Annotated in this window: 20 protein-coding genes and 1 tRNA gene; 18 read left to right on the forward strand and 3 right to left on the reverse strand. The window is 33.5% G+C overall.

The window, feature by feature from the left end; all coding sequences use genetic code 11:
• The first annotated feature begins 8 nt into the window (after positions 1-8).
• The 12 genes from Q0951_RS09880 (at position 9) to Q0951_RS09935 (ending at position 10,384) form a co-directional block, all read left to right on the forward strand.
• A complete protein-coding gene (locus Q0951_RS09880; protein ID WP_299336442.1) occupies positions 9-395 on the forward strand; it encodes a hypothetical protein in 387 nt (128 codons plus the stop codon).
• Between the two features lie 314 nt (positions 396-709).
• On the forward strand, positions 710-2,428 hold the full coding sequence (locus Q0951_RS09885; protein WP_299336444.1) for an adenosylcobalamin-dependent ribonucleoside-diphosphate reductase: 1,719 nt from the start codon (positions 710-712) through the stop codon (positions 2,426-2,428).
• 73 nt (positions 2,429-2,501) lie between these two features.
• Positions 2,502-3,356 carry a universal stress protein gene (locus Q0951_RS09890; RefSeq protein WP_299336445.1) on the forward strand — a complete coding sequence of 285 codons (855 nt, stop codon included), beginning with the start codon at positions 2,502-2,504 and terminating at the stop codon, positions 3,354-3,356.
• 30 nt (positions 3,357-3,386) lie between these two features.
• Positions 3,387-4,229 (forward strand): universal stress protein, encoded by an 843-nt coding sequence (locus Q0951_RS09895; protein ID WP_299336446.1) that lies wholly within the window; start codon positions 3,387-3,389, stop codon positions 4,227-4,229.
• A 39-nt stretch (positions 4,230-4,268) separates the two neighbouring features.
• Positions 4,269-5,099: a universal stress protein gene (locus tag Q0951_RS09900; RefSeq protein ID WP_299336447.1), complete on the forward strand. Its 831-nt coding sequence runs from the start codon at positions 4,269-4,271 to the stop codon at positions 5,097-5,099.
• Between the two features lie 76 nt (positions 5,100-5,175).
• Positions 5,176-5,583, forward strand: coding sequence for a hypothetical protein (locus tag Q0951_RS09905; protein ID WP_299336448.1), 408 nt, complete (start codon positions 5,176-5,178; stop codon positions 5,581-5,583).
• A gap of 81 nt (positions 5,584-5,664) precedes the next feature.
• Entirely contained in the window at positions 5,665-6,504 is an 840-nt protein-coding gene (locus Q0951_RS09910; RefSeq protein WP_299336449.1) for an ATP cone domain-containing protein, read from the forward strand.
• A gap of 12 nt (positions 6,505-6,516) precedes the next feature.
• Positions 6,517-7,890, forward strand: a complete 1,374-nt coding sequence (locus Q0951_RS09915; protein WP_299336450.1) for an MBL fold metallo-hydrolase — start codon at positions 6,517-6,519, stop codon at positions 7,888-7,890.
• 96 nt (positions 7,891-7,986) lie between these two features.
• A complete protein-coding gene (locus tag Q0951_RS09920; RefSeq protein WP_299336452.1) occupies positions 7,987-8,436 on the forward strand; it encodes an Hsp20/alpha crystallin family protein in 450 nt (149 codons plus the stop codon).
• Between the two features lie 65 nt (positions 8,437-8,501).
• Positions 8,502-8,951 carry a hypothetical protein gene (locus tag Q0951_RS09925; protein ID WP_299336454.1) on the forward strand — a complete coding sequence of 150 codons (450 nt, stop codon included), beginning with the start codon at positions 8,502-8,504 and terminating at the stop codon, positions 8,949-8,951.
• Between the two features lie 17 nt (positions 8,952-8,968).
• Positions 8,969-9,640: a hypothetical protein gene (locus tag Q0951_RS09930; RefSeq protein WP_299336455.1), complete on the forward strand. Its 672-nt coding sequence runs from the start codon at positions 8,969-8,971 to the stop codon at positions 9,638-9,640.
• A gap of 15 nt (positions 9,641-9,655) precedes the next feature.
• Positions 9,656-10,384, forward strand: coding sequence for a sulfite exporter TauE/SafE family protein (locus Q0951_RS09935; protein WP_299336457.1), 729 nt, complete (start codon positions 9,656-9,658; stop codon positions 10,382-10,384).
• Positions 10,385-10,416: 32 nt separating this feature from the next.
• Here Q0951_RS09935 and Q0951_RS09940 read toward each other — a convergent pair whose 3' ends face one another.
• On the reverse strand, positions 10,417-11,274 hold the full coding sequence (locus Q0951_RS09940; RefSeq protein WP_299336458.1) for a universal stress protein: 858 nt from the start codon (positions 11,272-11,274) through the stop codon (positions 10,417-10,419).
• A 185-nt stretch (positions 11,275-11,459) separates the two neighbouring features.
• Between Q0951_RS09940 and Q0951_RS09945 the strand changes: the two genes are divergently transcribed.
• From Q0951_RS09945 to Q0951_RS09960, 4 genes are all read left to right on the forward strand, one after another.
• Positions 11,460-12,242, forward strand: coding sequence for a DUF3108 domain-containing protein (locus Q0951_RS09945; protein ID WP_299336459.1), 783 nt, complete (start codon positions 11,460-11,462; stop codon positions 12,240-12,242).
• 6 nt (positions 12,243-12,248) lie between these two features.
• Positions 12,249-12,578 carry an FUSC family protein gene (locus Q0951_RS09950; RefSeq protein WP_299336460.1) on the forward strand — a complete coding sequence of 110 codons (330 nt, stop codon included), beginning with the start codon at positions 12,249-12,251 and terminating at the stop codon, positions 12,576-12,578.
• A 91-nt stretch (positions 12,579-12,669) separates the two neighbouring features.
• The gene (locus Q0951_RS09955; protein WP_299336462.1) at positions 12,670-13,704 is read left to right on the forward strand and encodes a M28 family metallopeptidase; all 1,035 of its coding nucleotides are present in this window, start codon (positions 12,670-12,672) and stop codon (positions 13,702-13,704) included.
• A 105-nt stretch (positions 13,705-13,809) separates the two neighbouring features.
• Entirely contained in the window at positions 13,810-15,390 is a 1,581-nt protein-coding gene (locus Q0951_RS09960) for a M28 family metallopeptidase (RefSeq protein WP_299336463.1), read from the forward strand.
• 229 nt (positions 15,391-15,619) lie between these two features.
• Here Q0951_RS09960 and Q0951_RS09965 read toward each other — a convergent pair.
• Together Q0951_RS09965 and bshB1 are read right to left on the reverse strand one after the other, a co-directional pair.
• Positions 15,620-15,693: transfer RNA gene (locus tag Q0951_RS09965), tRNA-His, on the reverse strand.
• A 204-nt stretch (positions 15,694-15,897) separates the two neighbouring features.
• Complete coding sequence (gene bshB1, locus Q0951_RS09970) at positions 15,898-16,614, reverse strand: bacillithiol biosynthesis deacetylase BshB1 (RefSeq protein WP_299336464.1); 717 nt, start codon at positions 16,612-16,614, stop codon at positions 15,898-15,900.
• Positions 16,615-16,917: 303 nt separating this feature from the next.
• On the opposite strand from bshB1, the gene Q0951_RS09975 reads away from it, so the two are divergent.
• Together Q0951_RS09975 and Q0951_RS09980 are read left to right on the forward strand one after the other, a co-directional pair.
• The gene (locus Q0951_RS09975) at positions 16,918-18,747 is read left to right on the forward strand and encodes an SLC13 family permease (RefSeq protein WP_299336465.1); all 1,830 of its coding nucleotides are present in this window, start codon (positions 16,918-16,920) and stop codon (positions 18,745-18,747) included.
• A gap of 25 nt (positions 18,748-18,772) precedes the next feature.
• The coding region (locus Q0951_RS09980) for a phosphoenolpyruvate carboxykinase (ATP) (protein WP_299336466.1) at positions 18,773-19,129 on the forward strand (357 nt) is incomplete at its 3' end.

Raw genomic sequence — 19,129 nt, forward strand, 5'->3', positions numbered from 1 at the left:
ATAGCACTATGGAAGTTTCAGTTTTTTTAGCAAAATTTTGGGGTTGGTATCTTATGATATTCTTTTTTATACTGAGTCTTAACCCAAAACGTATCAGGCAAATTTTTAAAGATCTTAATGATGAAAAATTTCTCATCCTTTCCTCCTTTTTGGCCATTATTGTAGGATTATTAAACATTCAGTTTCATAATATATGGGAGTTGAGTTATAAACTAATTATTACACTCATTGGCTGGACTTCTCTTATTATAGGTTTAGCACTATTTATATTTCCTAAACCGACTGTAAAATGTTTAGACATCATAAACATCAAACTTGTTCAAGTTATATATATGCTTTTGTTTTTTGTAGGATTGTTTCTACTGAATATCAGTTATAATATCATTCTTATGTAGTATAAAGTACCAAAACTGATAAGAATCATTTTTTTTGCTAACATGCCTTTATATATTTAAAACATCATTAAACAATGATAGTGTTGAGTGTGGAGATTCTCAACATATTGCTATTAATCAGTTAAAAGAAAGCCAAAACAATTTGGCTTTCTTTTTATTTTATTCTAAAACTGACGAATATCATTTTATAAAAACTATGTGGTAACTATATTTATATTGTCATTGAATATGACTATCATATTGAGATTGGGGATTCTCTATTATTTAAGAAAGCCAAACACCTACGTTTGGCTTTCTTGGTTTAATGAAGTCAAATGAATGTATTTACAAATAATGCCATCCAAATATTAGAAGACAGATATCTTCTTAAAGATAAGAATGGTGTTTTAATTGAAACACCTGATGAACTCTTACGCCGAGTCGCTACTCATGTTTCTAGTTGCGAACATCACCAAAAAAAGCACTATAAGCAGCGATTTTATGAATTATTAAGTTCATTGAAATTCTTACCCAATTCGCCAACACTAATGAATGCTGGTTGTGAAAATGGTCAATTAAGTGCCTGCTTTGTATTACCTATTGAAGATAGTCTTGACAGCATATTTACTACTCTAAAAAATGCCGCATTAATTCATCAAAGCGGAGGTGGTACTGGATTCAATTTTTCTAAACTACGGCCTAAGGACGATATAGTAAGCTCAACCAGCGGAACCACATCAGGACCTGTAGCATTCATGAAAATATATGATGCTGCTACTGAATATGTAAAACAAGGAGGCAAACGACGAGGTGCCAATATGGGCATATTAAATATTAATCATCCAGATATTGAAGAATTTATCTCCTGCAAATCTTCTAAAAAAGCTATTGAAAATTTCAATATTTCTGTAGGTATTACTGATGACTTCATGAAAGCGGTAAAACACAATAAGGACTGGCATTTGGTTAATCCCAGAACTAAAGACGTCTCTAAAACACTACCTGCAAAACAACTTTGGAAGAGTATTGTTGAGGAAGCCTGGCGAACTGGTGATCCTGGTTTGATTTTTTTAGATACGATAAATACAAGTAATCCAACACCAAAACTTGGAAATATACAATCTACAAACCCATGTGGCGAAGTCCCACTACTGGATTTTGAAAGTTGTAACCTTGGATCTATAAATCTCTCTAAAATGATCTTGCACAATAAAGGACAACTACAGATAGATTGGGAAGAGTTATCCAAAACTGTTCAACTTTCCATTCGCTTTTTAGATAATATTATTACGCTCAACCATTACCTGTTACCAGATATAAAATCCATAACGACAGCTAACAGAAAAATTGGCTTAGGGGTTATGGGATGGGCAGAATTACTTATGCTACTCGATATTCCTTATGCCTCAACAAAAGCTATTGCACTTGGCGAAGATGTTATGAAGTTTATTAAAGCTGAAAGTTACAAGGCTTCAAAACTACTTGCTGAAGAACGTTCTACGTTTCCTAACTGGAATAATAGCTTTTATTTTCCTGACAACAAATTAAGAAATGCTACTTGTAACAGTATAGCTCCAACAGGTACTATATCAGTCATAGCCAACACTTCCTATTCTATAGAACCTTTGTTTGCGCTGGCTTTTAAACGTGTTGGAATTTTAGGCAATAAAACACAAACAGAGATCAATACTGTGTTTCTTCAGAAAATGAAAACACTCAATTTATGGACTAATGAACTAAAGAATAAAGTTTTTGAAACAGGAAGTATAAAAAATGCTTCATCGGTTCCTGAACACATCAAATCCATTTTTCAGACGAGTTTAGATATACATTGGTCTTTCCATTTGCTTCATCAAAAAGCGTTTCAAAAACACACAGACAATGCAGTTTCTAAAACCATTAATCTACCTGAAGATGTAACTGTAGATGATGTTTCTAAAATCTTCTTTACAGCATGGCAATATGAACTCAAAGGCATAACAATTTATCGTTATGGTAGCAGAGATCATCAAGTATTACAGAAATGTAGTCTTAACAACACCAAAGATTGTTAGTTTTCTAAAAGCCTGATATTCGTCATTGTTTTCTCGTCTTACAGACATTACATTTAAAGTAAATTATAAGACCATGAGAAATGTTTTAATACCAACAGATTTTTCAGATAATGCAATGAACGCCATAAAATATGCATTAGAACTATTTAAGTATGAGAGAACTAATATGTATTTTTTGCATACCTATCAAGATGAAGTTTACAAAGACATTGAGCTTATAAAAACAGAGTCTATAGAATCTCTAATTGAAGAGCGACGCAAAAGTTCTGAAGAGCAACTAAGCACATTACTACAAACTGTTAAAACACGATCTCCTAATCCGAGACATCATTACCAAACCATGTCTGCATATAACGCTTTAGTGGATGAGATTGATCTCATTTCCGAAGGAAAAAACATTGATGTTATAGTCATGGGTACTAAAGGAGCAACCAATGATAAATCATTAACTTTTGGTAGTAACACCTTACAAGTGTTAAGATATGTAAGTTGTCCTGTACTGTCTATTCCTGCGAATTATGAATACACGCAACCAAAACATATCGTGTTCCCAACAAATTATATGATTCCGTATAAGAGACGAGAATTGAACTTGCTCTGTGAAATGGCGTCCCCTTATCGAGCTAAAATTGTAATGCTTTACATTTCTAAAAGTCAAAAATTATCACGACGTCAAGAAGATAACAAACGATTCTTAACAGAAGAGCTTTGTAAAAACAGTCTGGATTTTAAAACTGTTGAAAATAAAAATATTGTCAATGCCATTTTCACTTACATCAAAGAGGAACATGCAGATATGCTGGTCATGGTCAATACAAGACATTCCTTTTTAGAACACATACTATTTCAATCTGCAATAGATGAAATGGCTCTTAATATTGATATTCCATTTTTAGCAATGCAAAATATAAAACGAACAATTGTATAACTATTGAGTACACCATTAAAATTTAGTATCATGAAACGAATATTATTACCTACCGATTTTTCAGATAATTCCTGGAATGCTATCAAATATGCACTTCAGTTGTTTAAAGATGAAACATGTAATTTCACGTTGTTAAACACCTACACACCAATTATTTATCAATTAGAGGCGGCCCAGCTTTATATGGCTCAACACGGATTGGAAAATGCCATGAAAGAAGTGTCTAAAAAAGGATTGGAAAAAATTCAGGAACGTATCGATACTGAATTTAAGAATCCCAATCATACGTTCTCCAGAATATCGGCGTTTAACACCCTTACCGACGAGATCAATGAGTTACACAGCGGACATGTTATGGACATGATCATAATGGGTACTAAAGGTGCTTCTGGCATACAAGAAGTCTTATTTGGATCTAACACCATCCACATTATAAAAAAAGCAAAATGTCCAGTATTGGCCATTCCAAGTGATTTTGATTTTGAAGCACCACACGAGATCTTATTCCCTTCTGATTATCAGGTAGCATTTCAGGAAAGTCATATAAAACCCATTTTAGATATCACAAATAGATTTTATTCGAGAGTGAATATATTGCATGTATCGAAAGGAAATGAGTTAACCGAAGAACAAGAACAAAATAAACATCGGTTATTAAATTATTTAAAAAAGACAGAACATTTGTTCCATATCGTAACTCATAAAAACATTCCGGAAGCCATTGCTGATTTTCAGTTGAAATCAAAAATAAACTTGTTGGTCATGCTTAACAACAAGCATTCATTCTTTGAAAACCTGTTCTTTAAGTCTAACATAAAGCATATTGGATTTCATTTGAACATCCCATTTTTAGTTATACCATCAAAACTATGACACAAGGCGCATGTTAATCTAACATTAAATACAAATATCATGAGAAAGAGCATATTATTACCCACAGATTTTTCAGATAACGCTTGGAGTGCAGCCATCTATGCATTGAAATTATTTAGCGATGAGGAATGTACATTTTACTTCTTACATTCCACAAAAATGAAAGTGTCTACAATGTCTAATTTTTCGAATAAATTATTGAATATCATGACAGAATCTGCCATGAAAGATCTTAATGATTTAAAAGACATGGCAGAATCTACAAATGCCAATGCTAATCATAATTTTGAAATCATCTTAAGTGCATCAGATTTACAAGATGCTATTGATATGGCAATCACCAAGTATGGTATTAACCTTGTTGTTATGGGAACGAAAGGTGCTACTGGAGCTAAAGAAATTTTCTTTGGAAGCAATACCGTAAAGATTATAAAAAAAACCAAGCTCTGCCCTATTTTGATTGTACCAGATGAATTCGAATTCACACCACCTAATCAAATTGCTTTCCCTACCGACTTTAGTAGATGCTATGGTGATCGAGAACTCAAGTTCTTAAGAGATCTTGTTGAGCTATACGACTCAAAAATTAGAGTGGTTTGTATTCTTTCTAAAGACATGCTCACTGGTGTACAGGAATATAACATGACCATGCTTGAAAGCTATTTAGAAGATTATGACTACAGTTTTCATTTCATGCCAAACTATGCGAAAAAGTCTGAGGAAATCAACGACTTTATAGAACTTCTTGAAATAAATATGCTAGCCATGGTGAATTACAAACACAGCTTTATTGAAAGCATTGTCAAAGAACCTGTGATAAAAAAAATAGGATTTCACCCATTAGTTCCATTTTTCGTTATCCCAGATTAATGAGTTGATAATTATCATTTTAATTGGAGTATTCAATATGTAGATTTATTAATGTATCATTTAAAACACGACCACTATGAAAAATACAGGTATATGGATAGATAAAGAAAAAGCTCATATAGTTTTTATTAAAGACGAAAAAGAAACTTTAAAAACCATTTCATCCAATATTGAGCATTACCGTCCACACGGCGGATCTGGAACACGTTTTAAAGGCGGACCGCAAGACGTGGTGCAAGACAGTAAATATTCTGAACGCGAAAAACACCAGCTCAAAAATTACTTCAAAAATATTGCTGCTGAAATTAAAGATGCAGATCGACTTGTAATTTTTGGTCCTGCTGGCACTAATGAAAAATTATACAATGAACTGCGCGATAGCTACAAAGCATTAAGCGCAAAAGTTAAAGGCGTAAAAAAAGCCGATAGCATGACAAACAATCAAGTTATTGCATGGGTAAGACACTTCTTTGAATCAAATTGATATGCATTCATGTTAATATGAGTTGATGAAGTAAAATAGCAGTAATCACTGTGGTTATGACAGCTTTCTAAAAACAGAAACATGGAAGTTACAAATTTTGAGATTACAAAATCATCAGGAGAAAAAGTTAGATTTTCATTAGAAAAATTACGATCATCATTAAAACGTACTGGTGCAGATCATACGACTATTAATCAAATTATTGATAAAGTACGAGATGAATTGTATCAAGGAATATCTACTAAAGAGATTTACAATAGAGCCTTTGCTTTACTCAAAAAAAAGAAAAGCTATTTTGCATCCAAATACAAACTCAAAAAAGCCATTTACGAACTTGGTCCAACTGGCTTCCCTTTTGAACGATTTGTGAGTGCTATACTAAATTATTCTGGATATATAACTAAGGTTGGTCAAATACAACAAGGAAAATGTGTCTCACATGAGGTTGACATCATTGCTCAAAAAAATTCTGAGATGACTATCATTGAATGTAAGTTTCATGGAGAGCAAGGTTTAAAGTGTAATGTAAAAGTGCCATTGTATATCAATTCGCGTTACAACGATATAAAAGCGAATTGGAGTTCAAACCCAAATAAAAAAACAACACTAGCTAAAGGTTGGTTAGTTACCAATACAAGGTTTACTAAAGATGCACTTCAATATGGAAACTGTTGCGGACTCTACCTTTTAAGTTGGGATTATCCAAAAAACGACAGTCTTAAAGAACGAATTGATCGTCTAGGCTTGTACCCAATTACTGTTTCAACATTACTAACTAACAGAGAAAAACAGTTCTTGCTCAGCAGAGATATTGTGCTTTGTAGAGATTTGTTACATGATAATTTCTATCTGGATCATTTAGGAGTTTCAGAAACAAGAAAAGAAAAAATCTTATTTGAGATATCACAATTGTGTTCATAAACTATTAATATCATGGAAAATTTTGCAAGAGTTCATTTTTTAGGTGCTGCAGGTGTAGTTACAGGTTCTAAATTCCTTATTGAAACATCAGAAAAAACAATTTTAGTAGACTGTGGCATGTTTCAAGGTCTAAAAGAACTAAGAGAACTCAATTGGAGCGATCTTCCTGTAAAAGTAGAAGCTATTGATGTCGTCTTATTGACTCATGGTCACTTGGATCATGTTGGCTATTTACCACGACTTATTAAACAAGGATTTAGCGGAAAAATTATAGGTACAGCGCCTACATTGGCTATTGCAGAGATCATTTTAAAAGACAGTGCAAAAATCCACGAAGAAGAGGCCGAAAAAGCCAATAAAGAAAAATACAGTACTCATAATCCAGCTCTGCCTTTTTTTACCAAATTAGATGCAGAACGAACAATCAAGCAGTTTCAGGTAGAAATTGAAGATAAATGGCTTAGATTATCTCAACATATTTCATACCGATTTCAATATAACGGTCATATTATTGGAGCGACTTTTATAGAACTTGACATTAATGGAAAACGATTTGTGTTTTCTGGTGATATTGGCAGGCAAAATGATTACTTACTAAATGACCCTAAGCGACCTGAGTGGGCAGATTTCCTTTTTATTGAAGGCACGTATGGAAATAAGTTACATCCTAAGGAAGATGTAGAGGAAATACTAGCCAATATTATTAATGAAATCATCTATAAAAAAGGAAACTTGATCATTCCAAGTTTTGCTGTAGAACGCCTGCAAACACTGATGTATATATTATGGAAATTATACAAAAAAAATAAAATTCCTAATATTCCAATTTTTATTGATAGTCCTATGGGACATAATGTTTTAGAAGTTTTTAGACAATTCCCAAAATGGCATAAATTGCCAATGTCAGAATACAATGCCATGTGTAACCACATGAATATCATCCAATCGTATAAAGAGACTTGGGAAACCATTGACGATAAACGTTCAAAAATAGTCATTGCCGGAAGTGGTATGGTTACAGGCGGACGTGTTCTCACCTACCTTCAACAACTTATAGATGTTGCTAGCACTACTGTTCTTCTAGTAGGTTATCAGGCTGAAGGAACTAGAGGAAGGCAACTTCAGGATGGTGTACATGAAATACGTTTCTTTGGAAAATATTACCCAGTAAAAGCAACCATAATCAATATTGAAAGTTTATCAGCTCATGCCGATCAAAAAGATTTATTGAATTGGTTGAGCGCAATCAAAAACATACCAGAAAAAACATATTTGATTCATGGCGAATCCACAGCTTTAGATGCATTTAGAGTTAAATTAAAAGATACATTCAACTGGAATGCAACCATTCCAAAGCTAGCTGACGTAGATAAGTTAATGTTATAAAAACTGCGCTATCAAACTGATATTTATCATTTTAGAGCATACCATTCTTTTGTAATTTAGAAAGACAAATAAGTTTAACTCTAAAATCTATACACAATGTCACTAATTAAATTTAACAATCGAAACCGCCTTTTTCCTTGGACAAATGAAGGCATAAAAAACTTCCTCAGTAACGATGATTTTTTTCAAAGTGATTTTTTTGAAGAAGACAGTTTAATGCCTGCTATGAATGTTAAAGAGCATGATAAAGATTTTGAAATTGAATTTGCTGCTCCAGGATTTTCTAAAAAAGACTTTGAAGTAACAATCGATGAAAACGTACTCCACGTTCGTGGTGAAAAAGAGAAAGAAAAAGAGGAAAAAGATGAAGGTTATACTCGAAAAGAGTTTAGTTATAATTCTTTTCAACGATCACTTACATTACCTAAATCTATCAATCTAGATCAAGATGTCAAAGCCACTTATAAAGATGGTATTCTCAAACTGAACCTTCTAAAAAATGAAGATCAGAAAGAAGACTCTAAGAAAGTGATCGAAATTCAGTAGTAACCAAGAGAAGCAGAAAGCAATCAACAACTGTTTTCTGCTTTTTTTCTTTAAAAAATCACACTATGAAATCTATACAAACACATGCGCATTATATTGAATGGCTGAGTGCAGATGAAATGCACGAGGCGTCTAAAGAATGGCTTTCAGAATTATACTTCATACAAGATGAGCATCTGTTCTTTGAAGACCTAATCACAACATTCACATCACAATTGATTAGTGGTGATAAATTTTCTGATAGCAAAGCGCTAATTGATGACATTAAAAAATCTCAAACCCAGAACAATTTACTTATAGAGGCTATTAAAACTCATGAAAATGATCTTCAAATTATGGTAGATGGCATTGATCAAATTAAAGAAGAAAATTACTATACCAAAGAGCATAAAAATTTGGTTGGTATTATCAACAGTTTTTTAAACGATTATAAACATCTCAAATCTAGGTTATTTGAAATAGTAAAAACCATTAAAAAAGAAGAGAAATTAAAACACCTCATTGATAAAAAATAATCTAACATATCACTACCATGAAAAAATTATCGTTAATACTCGTCACATTACTTCTTATGAATTGTTCATCAACTCAATTGGTAGAAAGTTGGAAAAACCCAGATATTGATACTTATGAACCCTATAAAATTCTTGTAGTCGGATTGACATCTGATCTAGATGTTAGAGAAAAATTCGAAAAACATTTACAGCAGGAATTTGAGCTCAGAGGAACTGAAGCAGAAATAAGCCTCGATATGTTGGAGCCCTCACAAAAAAAAGAACGCATAACTGAAGCGGAACTGAATGCACTTGAAGCTAAACTTATTGAAGATGGTTATGATACTATTTTACTAACCAAAATAATTGGTATAGAAGACAAAATAGCCTATCAAAAAAACTACAAAGGTTATGATGAAACTCACAGACGTTTCACTGAAGAATACCTCATGTATCAAGATGTTTTCTACAATCCTGAATACTATGAAGAATATACAATTTATCATGCCGAAACATCAATGTATTGTATTTGTCCAACTAAAGACAGAGAACTGATTTGGAAAGGTTATATCGATATTACTGATCCTACTAATATAGAGCAAACCATAAAAGATTATGTAAGACTAGCCATTGTTGTTTTAGAGGAAGAACAACTTATTAATCCAATTTCTGAACAAAAAGACAGCAACATCAACGAGACAGCAAATTAATAGTCTCTCAACTATATGCTAACCAAATACCTTCCGATATTTATTATCCTATCGCTTCTTGCCGAAATTTTAGGAACAATTGGTGGTTTTGGTTCTTCAGTATACTTTGTACCAGTAGCTAATCTCTTTCTCGACTTTCAATCGGTCTTAGGTATTACAGCATTATTCCATCTCTCAAGTAACATCAGCAAAATAATGCTTTTTAAAAAAGGGTTTGATAAGCATATTGTGATATACTTAGGGATACCTGCTATCCTTTTTGTTTCTTTAGGAGCCTATTTCAGCAACTTCTTGGATCCAAAAATCTTAACGTATATTCTTGGTTTCTTTTTGGTACTACTCAGTAGTTTGTTTTTAATTTTCAAGCAATTGAGAGTCTTACCAAAAACCAGAAATGCAATTCTTGGAGGTTCTTTATCTGGTTTAAGTGCTGGATTATTGGGAACTGGTGGTGCAATTAGAGGTATAACCTTATCTGCTTTTAAGCTTGATAAAAATAAATTTATAGCAACCTCAGCCGTCATTGACCTAGGTGTCGATTTTAGTCGGTCTATTATTTATTATACTAATGGATACATACATAAGCATGACTTATATCTCATTCCAATTTTAATTGTAATTGGATTTGTTGGTACATGGATTGGAAAGAAAATACTGAATAGATTCTCACAAGAACAATTCAGAAATTTTGTTTTAGGACTAATATTGGCAATTGGTATCATAAGTATACTCACCAATAACTAACGTATCTATTCTAATGAACTTATAATATATCATTATTTGAGATAGAACTCACCAGTATTTTCCATAACTAAAAGAGGCACTTTGAGATCAAAAGCAAAACTTTCTGCAGCATGTCTAACAAATAAACGTTCTAAGAACGAATGCTTTCTACTCATCATTGCCAATAGATTGATGTCTTTGTCGACTAAATAATTTGTAATTTTTTTAAACAGATCACCTTCTTCCAATTCGATAAACGCATGGTTGGTATTTGAAAAGCACTCATCCAATAATGCTCTGTTGTTTTCCTGATGTTCTGTTAAATGTTCAGATTCTTTGACATGTAAGATATTAATCTGGCTTTGTTTCATATCAACAATATCCAGAAGTGGTTTTAAATCTTCAGTATTGTACTTGGTGTAATAATTTGAGGTAAAAGCGATGTGTTCTATCGGATGATATTTATAACCGTTCGGAATAGCTAACACCGGACAATTAGCTCGCTGAATCACTCTTGCAGCATTAGAACCAAATATAGTTTTGCCAATATTAGAAGCACCTTTTGTTCCCATAATGATCAAATCTATTCCTTCAATTTCTATAAGTTGATTAATGGCATCTATAAAATTATCATAATCAACTTTCGACTTAAATTGGTGCAATTTATTCTCATACTGATTTTCAATATGTGTTATAAGTTCTTCCAAACGCTCTTTAGAAGAATTTACGATGGAATTAAATAACGATTCTGAAGGTTGCATTGCCATAAGATCATCACTAACAAAAGAAGATACTTTTTGCACATTGAGTAAGTAGAACTCACAAGCTTGTGATCCAAAAAAATCGATAGCATAATGAATGGCATCAATAGAATTATCTGAAAAATCGGTAGGAAGCAATATCTTTCTCATAAATGAAGTGCTGTTTTGGTTATACTCTAAGTTACTAACAACTCTTCGATAAAATTATGACAAATATCATCTTCGCGAAAAGCAATGATCTAAAACTTATAAAAAAAATTAGTTAGAAAGTCTAAAGCATTGTATTTTTCGGCACAATATATGTTAATAATACCGTTATTAACACTAAACTTATCATGATGAAATTATTGTTATCAATGCTCATAATATTGAGCTCTATGCTATCAACAGCCCAAAATAAAACTATAGCAGCTGGAGAAAAGTTAACATTTAGCGCATCTTATAATATGTCTGGTCTATTAAATGAACTGGCTCAGGTGACTATGGAAACTAGCGAAGTAAAAACATCAAAATCAACCTTACTCAAACTTAAATGTACTGCAGCAACCTACAGCAAATGGGATAGCTTCTTCAAAATTCGCGACTTATATGAAAGCTATGTTAGTCCAAAAACTTTAACACCTTATCTATACAATAGAGATATTGACGAAGGAGGATACAAGAAGTTTATGAAGTATAAGTTCAATCATAAAAGTAGAACGGTCTCTAGTTTAAAACGAAAAAAACGAAGAGATGGAACTGATTGGGAGGAGAAAAAAACCGTAAAAATAGGGACATCTACAAGAGATCTTGTTACCACACTTTATCACATAAGAAACTTAGACATTCATAAGGCTAATGTGGGCGACAGTCAAAACTTTACAGTACTTTTTGACAATGTAGAATCTGTCGTAACTATCAAGTATTTAAGTAAAGAGACCATCAATACAGCTCTAGGAAGAAAAGAATGTTATAAACTCGCTATATCAATTAATAACAGTGATGTGCTTAAGGGAAATAATGCCAATCTGTTATGGCTAACAGCCGATCAAAACAAAGTTCCTGTATATGCAAAATTTAAAATTGCTGTAGGAAGTGGAGAATTGAAGATTAAATCTGCAACTGGACTCAAATACTAATACATTATGAAAAAATTGTTTATCGTTTTAGGATTTATAACAGCTATTCTTGCATTAATTTTGGCAGTAACGCCGTTATCTAAAATTGCATACATACCATCTATAGCAGCACTTATCTTTGGCGTTTTAGCTCTAGTAACGTCTAAAGACAAACATTCAGGAAAGAAATCGATACAGCTCATTTTTTTAATGACTATCATTGCCTTAATATTAACAACCTATAAGGCTATATTCAATACTGTAGAAGTTGGGAATACTGAACAATTAGAACAAAAAGAAGAACAACTGGAACAAGAATCGATAGATGAACTTGAAGGACTTGAAATTGATGAGTAATTGAGTCGTTAAATTAAATGAGGTAATACTTCGGTATTACCTTTTTTTTTATTTTATTTGAATCAAAATCAGACACTTATTTAATCCGAGAATGAAAGTTCAACTTGTTGCTTTATCCCTTACCTTGGTTGGTTCATGTGCTACATTACGACATACTGAGAAAATAGAAAAACTCAAAGAGAGTATCACTTATGAAAATACTCAAACAGTTGAAAGGTATCTCAATTCCATTACAGAAGACGAATTAAAAGAACATGTATACAAGTTTTCATCTGATGATTTCAAAGGTCGTCGAGCTGGAGAGTTTGGTCATCACAAAGCTTCAAAATTCATAAAGGATTATTATGTAGAACAAGGTATTAAATCGCCATTGGGTTCAAAATATTATCAATATGTTCCCGAATCGTACTTTTCAGAAGGAATAAAAGATTCACAAAATGTAATTGCTTATATTGAAGGTAGCGAATTTCCAGAGGAAGTCATAATTATTTCAGCGCATTCTGACCATGAAGGATACAATGACACCGAAATCTATAATGGTGCTGACGATAATGGATCTGGAACAGCTGCAGTTTTAGAAATGGCTCAAGCTTTCAAAAAAGCGGCTTCCGAAGGTCATGCACCAAAACGTAGTGTGGTCTTTTTACATCTTACAGGTGAAGAGGTAGGTCTCAATGGTTCAAGATATTATACGCAATATCCCATCTTCTCAATGAAAAACACAGTCGCTAATCTCAATATCGATATGATTGGTCGAGTTGATGATTCGCATCAAGACAATGAAGAGTACATCTATATTATTGGTGCAGATCGCTTAAGTACTGAACTACACTTCATCTCAGAAGAAGCCAATGAGCAATTTACTAATCTGGAGTTGGATTACAGACTCAATAAAGATAATGACCCTAATCGTTATTACTACAGATCAGACCATTATAACTTTGCCCAAAAAGGAGTTCCGGTTATTTTCTATTTCAATGGCGAACATGAAGATTACCACGAACCGACAGACACTCCAGAAAAAATCAATTATCCACTACTAGAAAAACGCACAAAACTCATATTTGCCACAGCATGGTATTTGGCAAATTCGGAAAACAGAATTGTAGTTGATGTAGACTCTTAATAAGTTGTTAAATTTTGCTTAAAGACTAAGGGTTAAAAACCAGAATCATCCAGAATTTTCGTAATATTAGGGTTCTGAAAATCAATGTAACACTAAATATCACAGATGAAAACATCACTTAAGATTTTTGCTCTTGCTCTACTATTAGTAGGTTGTGGGAGTTCAAATCAAAATTCAGCAAAAAATGCGGAGAATAAAAAGCCTGCAGACCCAACTGTTTACGCAAATTCTATAACTTCTGATGAATTAAAAGATATGCTCTATATCTATGCATCAGATGAGTTTGAAGGTCGCGAAACTGGAGCTCCAGGACAAAAGAAAGCAGTTAACTACCTCAAAGCCCAATATGTTGAAATGGGAGTCCCTTCTCCTTTACCTGGAGATGATTACTTTCAGGAAGTACCTTTAGAAAAACAAAAAGCTCCAGATGTAAATATGTCCATCAACGGTACTGCACTTGATAATTATATGGATTTCCTTTTTTTAGGGAGTGTAGGATCGCAAACACTTAATATTGATGAAGTCGTATATGCTGGTTATGGTATTGATGCTGATAACTATTCCGACTATAAAGGTTTGGATGTAAAAGGAAAAGTAGTTCTTGTAAAAGCTGGTGAGCCAAAAGACGAACAGGGAAATTATGTCACTTCCGGTTCTTCAGAAAATACAAAATGGAGCTGGGGAAGATCTTCCATTTCGTCTAAACGTGATGCAGCAAAAGCCCAAGGTGCTAAAGCTATATTATTTTACAATCAGGAAATGCTAGGACAATACGGTGGTTATTATAAGCAAATGGCTGAGTCTGGGAGAGCTGGACGTATCTCTTTAAAAAGTAATGATAAACCAATGTTATTTGTTATGGTTGGAGATAAATTAGCTAAGGCTATTCATCCTGATGTGATGGCTTCAGCAGAACCAAAAACCATAGCAACAAAAATCAATGCTCAAATTACGAGCAAAGCAGAACGCGTAGATTCTGAAAACGTCGTTGCACTGATTAAAGGAGGAGAAAAAGCAGATGAGATTATCGTAATTTCTGCTCATTTAGACCACGAAGGTATTAAAGATGGAAAAGTATATAATGGTGCTGATGATGATGGTTCTGGTACAGTAGCACTTCTAGAAATCGCCGAAGCCTTTAAAACAGCTGTTAATGATGGCTATACACCAAAACGTTCTATTTTGTTCTTACATGTTACTGGTGAAGAAAAAGGGTTATTAGGTTCTAGACATTACTCTGATAACGATCCGATATTTCCTCTAAAAAATACAGTTGCCGATCTTAACATCGATATGATTGGTCGTATCGATCCAAAACGTGAAGGCGATAGAAACTACGTGTATCTTATTGGAAGTGATAAATTAAGTACTGAGCTTCATAATATTTCCGAAGAGGTCAACAAGAAATACATGAATATCGAGCTGGATTATACTTATAATGATGAAAATGATCCAAATCGTTTCTACTACAGAAGTGATCATTACAACTTTGCTAAAAATAACATTCCAGTAATCTTTTATTTTAATGGTACGCATGAGGACTATCACCAACCAGGTGACACTCCAGATAAGATTGAATACGATTTATTAGAAAATAGAACTCGTTTGGTATTTCATACGGCTTGGGAATTAGCAAACCGTGATGAGAGAATTACTGTTGATAAAGCTGAACCAGCTGCGGAGTAATTAAAATCTCATTAGTTATACATACAAAAAAAGCCTTTCATTTCTGAAAGGCTTTTACTTTTGGGTGGATGATGGGATTATAAACATGATCCCAAAATCATCTGTCAAGTCTTCATCAAAATGAAAACTACGAGTTATATTTTTAGAGGAAAAAATCAGATCTAAGCAAAGCTTATCTGATTTTTAAATAAAAAACCAATCCTTTTCAGGATTGGTTTTCATTTTGAAGGGTGGATGATGGGATTCGAACCCACGACCCTTGGTACCACAAACCAATGCTCTAACCAACTGAGCTACAACCACCATGTATTTTATTATATGTTTTAGAAAAACATTATAAAAGGATTGCTCTAACCAATGAAAGAACCACCATGTGATTTATTATACGTTTTAAAAAACGTTGTAAAAGGATTGCTCAAATTAAAGAGCCACCATATGCATTTTTGTAATGCGTGTGCAAATGTAAATCTTTTCACAGTTACTACAAAGACTTTTTTTTAAAAATTATCACTTCAAATCAAATAGACTGTCTACAGCGACATAACGTTCAACAGTGAAGCCTTCAGCGTATTCTGTGCCTATTAAACGACCTAAGTCTCTGGCTCTATACTTTATACTATCTGTAAAGTTTTTACTTGAAATTGGTGTTTGAGGTTCTTTACTATCAGGATCATAGAACTGTGTTTTATAAGCTAAGACAGACGCCATTTTTACATCAATATAATCAGAGACATCAACAGCGAGGTCTGGTTCTAAATTTTTCCATTGAATATAATGATACACTTGCTTTGGTCGCCACTTTTCCTGTTCTGTTCCATCAAGCTCAGTCTCAATTTTTAATAATCCACTTAAAAAACAAGCGTCACTTACTAACTTACTCCCCTTTCCATGATCGATATGTCGATCATCAATTGCATTGCAAAGCACAATATCTGGTTGATACTTCCGAATCATTTCAATAACCGCTAATTGATGCTCCTTATCATTCACAAAAAAACCATCAGCAAATCCTAAGTTCTCCCGAACACTAACCCCTAATATTTTTGCAGCATCACTAGCCTCCTGATCTCTGGTTTCAGCAGTACCTCGAGTTCCTAACTCTCCACGAGTTAAGTCTATAACACCTACTTTTTTACCATTAGCAACCTCTTTTGCAATTGTAGCGCCACAACCCAGTTCTACATCATCAGGATGTGCTCCAAAGGCTAATATATCTAATTTCATAATATCAATTATTTTAAGAACTATAACATAAATTGACGTCCGTTTTGAACAATTCAAATCGTATTGGTCAATTTTTCATTACAGAAAAATCAAAATTATCTCATAAAACAAAGCTAGCATTTATAACTCAATACTACTCATACGTTTTCGTAAATATTTAATGCAATAATTTCTACCAAATATAAGTAAAACTGTAAAAGTCTAAGACCTGCTATTTCTATGACATAAGTCATATTAAATCCTCTTATATACATCTAACTTTATAGTAATCATAAAACGCTATTAAGCAAGCTTATGTATCTCATGCTTACCATATTGACCATTACTATCATTCTTTTCGCTTGGGGAAGATTCACACCAGATATAGTGGCTCTACTTTCAATGGTAAGTCTATTTCTTTTTGGAATTCTAGATCTCAACGAAACCTTAAGTGGGTTTAGTAATCCAACCGTCATTATGATTGCTTCTCTATTTATCATAGGTGAAGGACTTTCTCAAACTGGCTGGACAGCTCTTGCAGGTAAAAAATTAATTGAATGGGCAGGCAAAAGTGTTCCAAAACTTTTAGTAATTATTACTATGGGAGCTGGAATTTTATCTGGTTTTGTTAGTAATACCGGAACTGTTGCAACCTTACTACCTACAACCATTTCATCTGCTTGGAGTATTGGAACAATGCCGTCAAAAGTTTTAATGCCTATGGCTTTTGGCTCTAATACTGGCGGATTATTAACATTAACTGGTACGCCTCCCAACATCATTACAAACAATGCGCTTATCGATGCTGGTTATAGCGGATTCTCATTTTTTGAATTCTCACTAATAGGTCTGCCCTTATTAATAATCACCATATTATATTTTAGATATATTGGTTTTAAGATACTTCCAAAGTATAAAACCAATAATAAACCTGTTGATATTCACACCACACTTCACCAATGGATTGAGGCATACAAAATTGAAAATGATTATTACCGATTAAGAATTAGATCTGTATCACCACTAATCAATACCAAGATCAGCGATTGGAATTTTGAAAAAGACTTTCAGGTCAATATCATAAGATTAAAACGAAGACATCCAAACGTGCTTAAAGGAACACAACCCTATATTGAATTTCCGTCTCCTGAAACAGAAATGAGATATCACGATATATTAACAGTTAAAGGAGATACTGAAGCTATTAACAGACTGATGATTAAATTCAGATTAGGACTTCTTCCTGTAGAACCTATTCAGGACGAATTAAGAAATAACCTTATCAATCAGGAGGTTGGAATGGCTGAAGTATTGGTTACTCCAAAGTCATTTCTAGTTGGCAAACGTATTAAGCTCAATAGGTATTTTAAACGTTTTGGGATTCAGTTGCTTGCCACTTCACGACATAGAAAACCATTTATTGGTGAGACCATGAAAGTTGAATCTGGTGACGGATTCATCATCAGAGGCCAATGGCAAGATATTGAACAACTCAAAGACCAGCACGAAAACATTGTCATATGTGGTAGTCCGGAAGGAATGTCTAAAAATGTGGACAACATCACCCCTAAATCATATATCGCTTTATTAGCATTAGTCTTAATGATTGTCTTGTTAGTTATTGACCTAGTCCCAGGAGCTGTTGCAGCTTTAATAGGCGCAGGTATTGTACTACTTACAGGCTGTGTACCTATTAGCAAAGCCTACAAAAGTATCAGTTGGATGAGTGTGATTATGATTGCAGCTATGATTCCTATGGGAATAGCTCTTCAAAAAACAGGAACTGCACAACTCATAGCCAATGGGATTATTAGTTTTCTTGGTAATGCTAGTCCGTTATATCTGGTAGCTGGTATCTTTTTAATGACTACTATGTTTAGTCAGTTTATAAATAATTCAGCAACAGCTGTACTCATGGCACCAATTGTACTATTAGCTGCGAGTACATTGCAAATTGCGCCTGAGCCACTGATGATTACCGTTGCTATTAGTGCTTCTACTGCATTTCTAACACCAATTGGTACCACAACAAATGCCATGGTATTAGCGGCTGGAGGCTATAAATTTTCAGATTATTTCAAAGTTGGGTTTCCGTTATTACTATTATTTCTGAGCACAACTGTACTATTAGTGCCATTAATTTGGCCATTTTAAATTGTTAACCTTTTAAATATATATTATGACACATCAAGTAATTACTCCAAAAAACAGAGATTTGAGCGTTTATAACCTCAATAATGTAACTGCTCATTGGAATCTACCTCCAGAAGAGCTTCAACGTATTACTGTTGAAAAAGGCATGGGAAAAGAGACCAGTAATGGCACACTGGCGATAAATACAGGGAAATTTACAGGACGTTCTCCTCAAGACCGTTTTTTAGTAAAAGATGACTATACAGCTGATAAGGTATGGTGGGGAAAAACCAACAAAGCGATTTCTCCTGAAAACTTTGATTATTTGCAATCAGAGATTGAACATTATCTCAGCGGAAAAGAGATTTTTGTAAGAGATGGCTATGTATGTGCCGATCCTGAA

It is taken from the genome of uncultured Psychroserpens sp. (assembly GCF_947501425.1).
Classification (GTDB): domain Bacteria; phylum Bacteroidota; class Bacteroidia; order Flavobacteriales; family Flavobacteriaceae; genus Psychroserpens.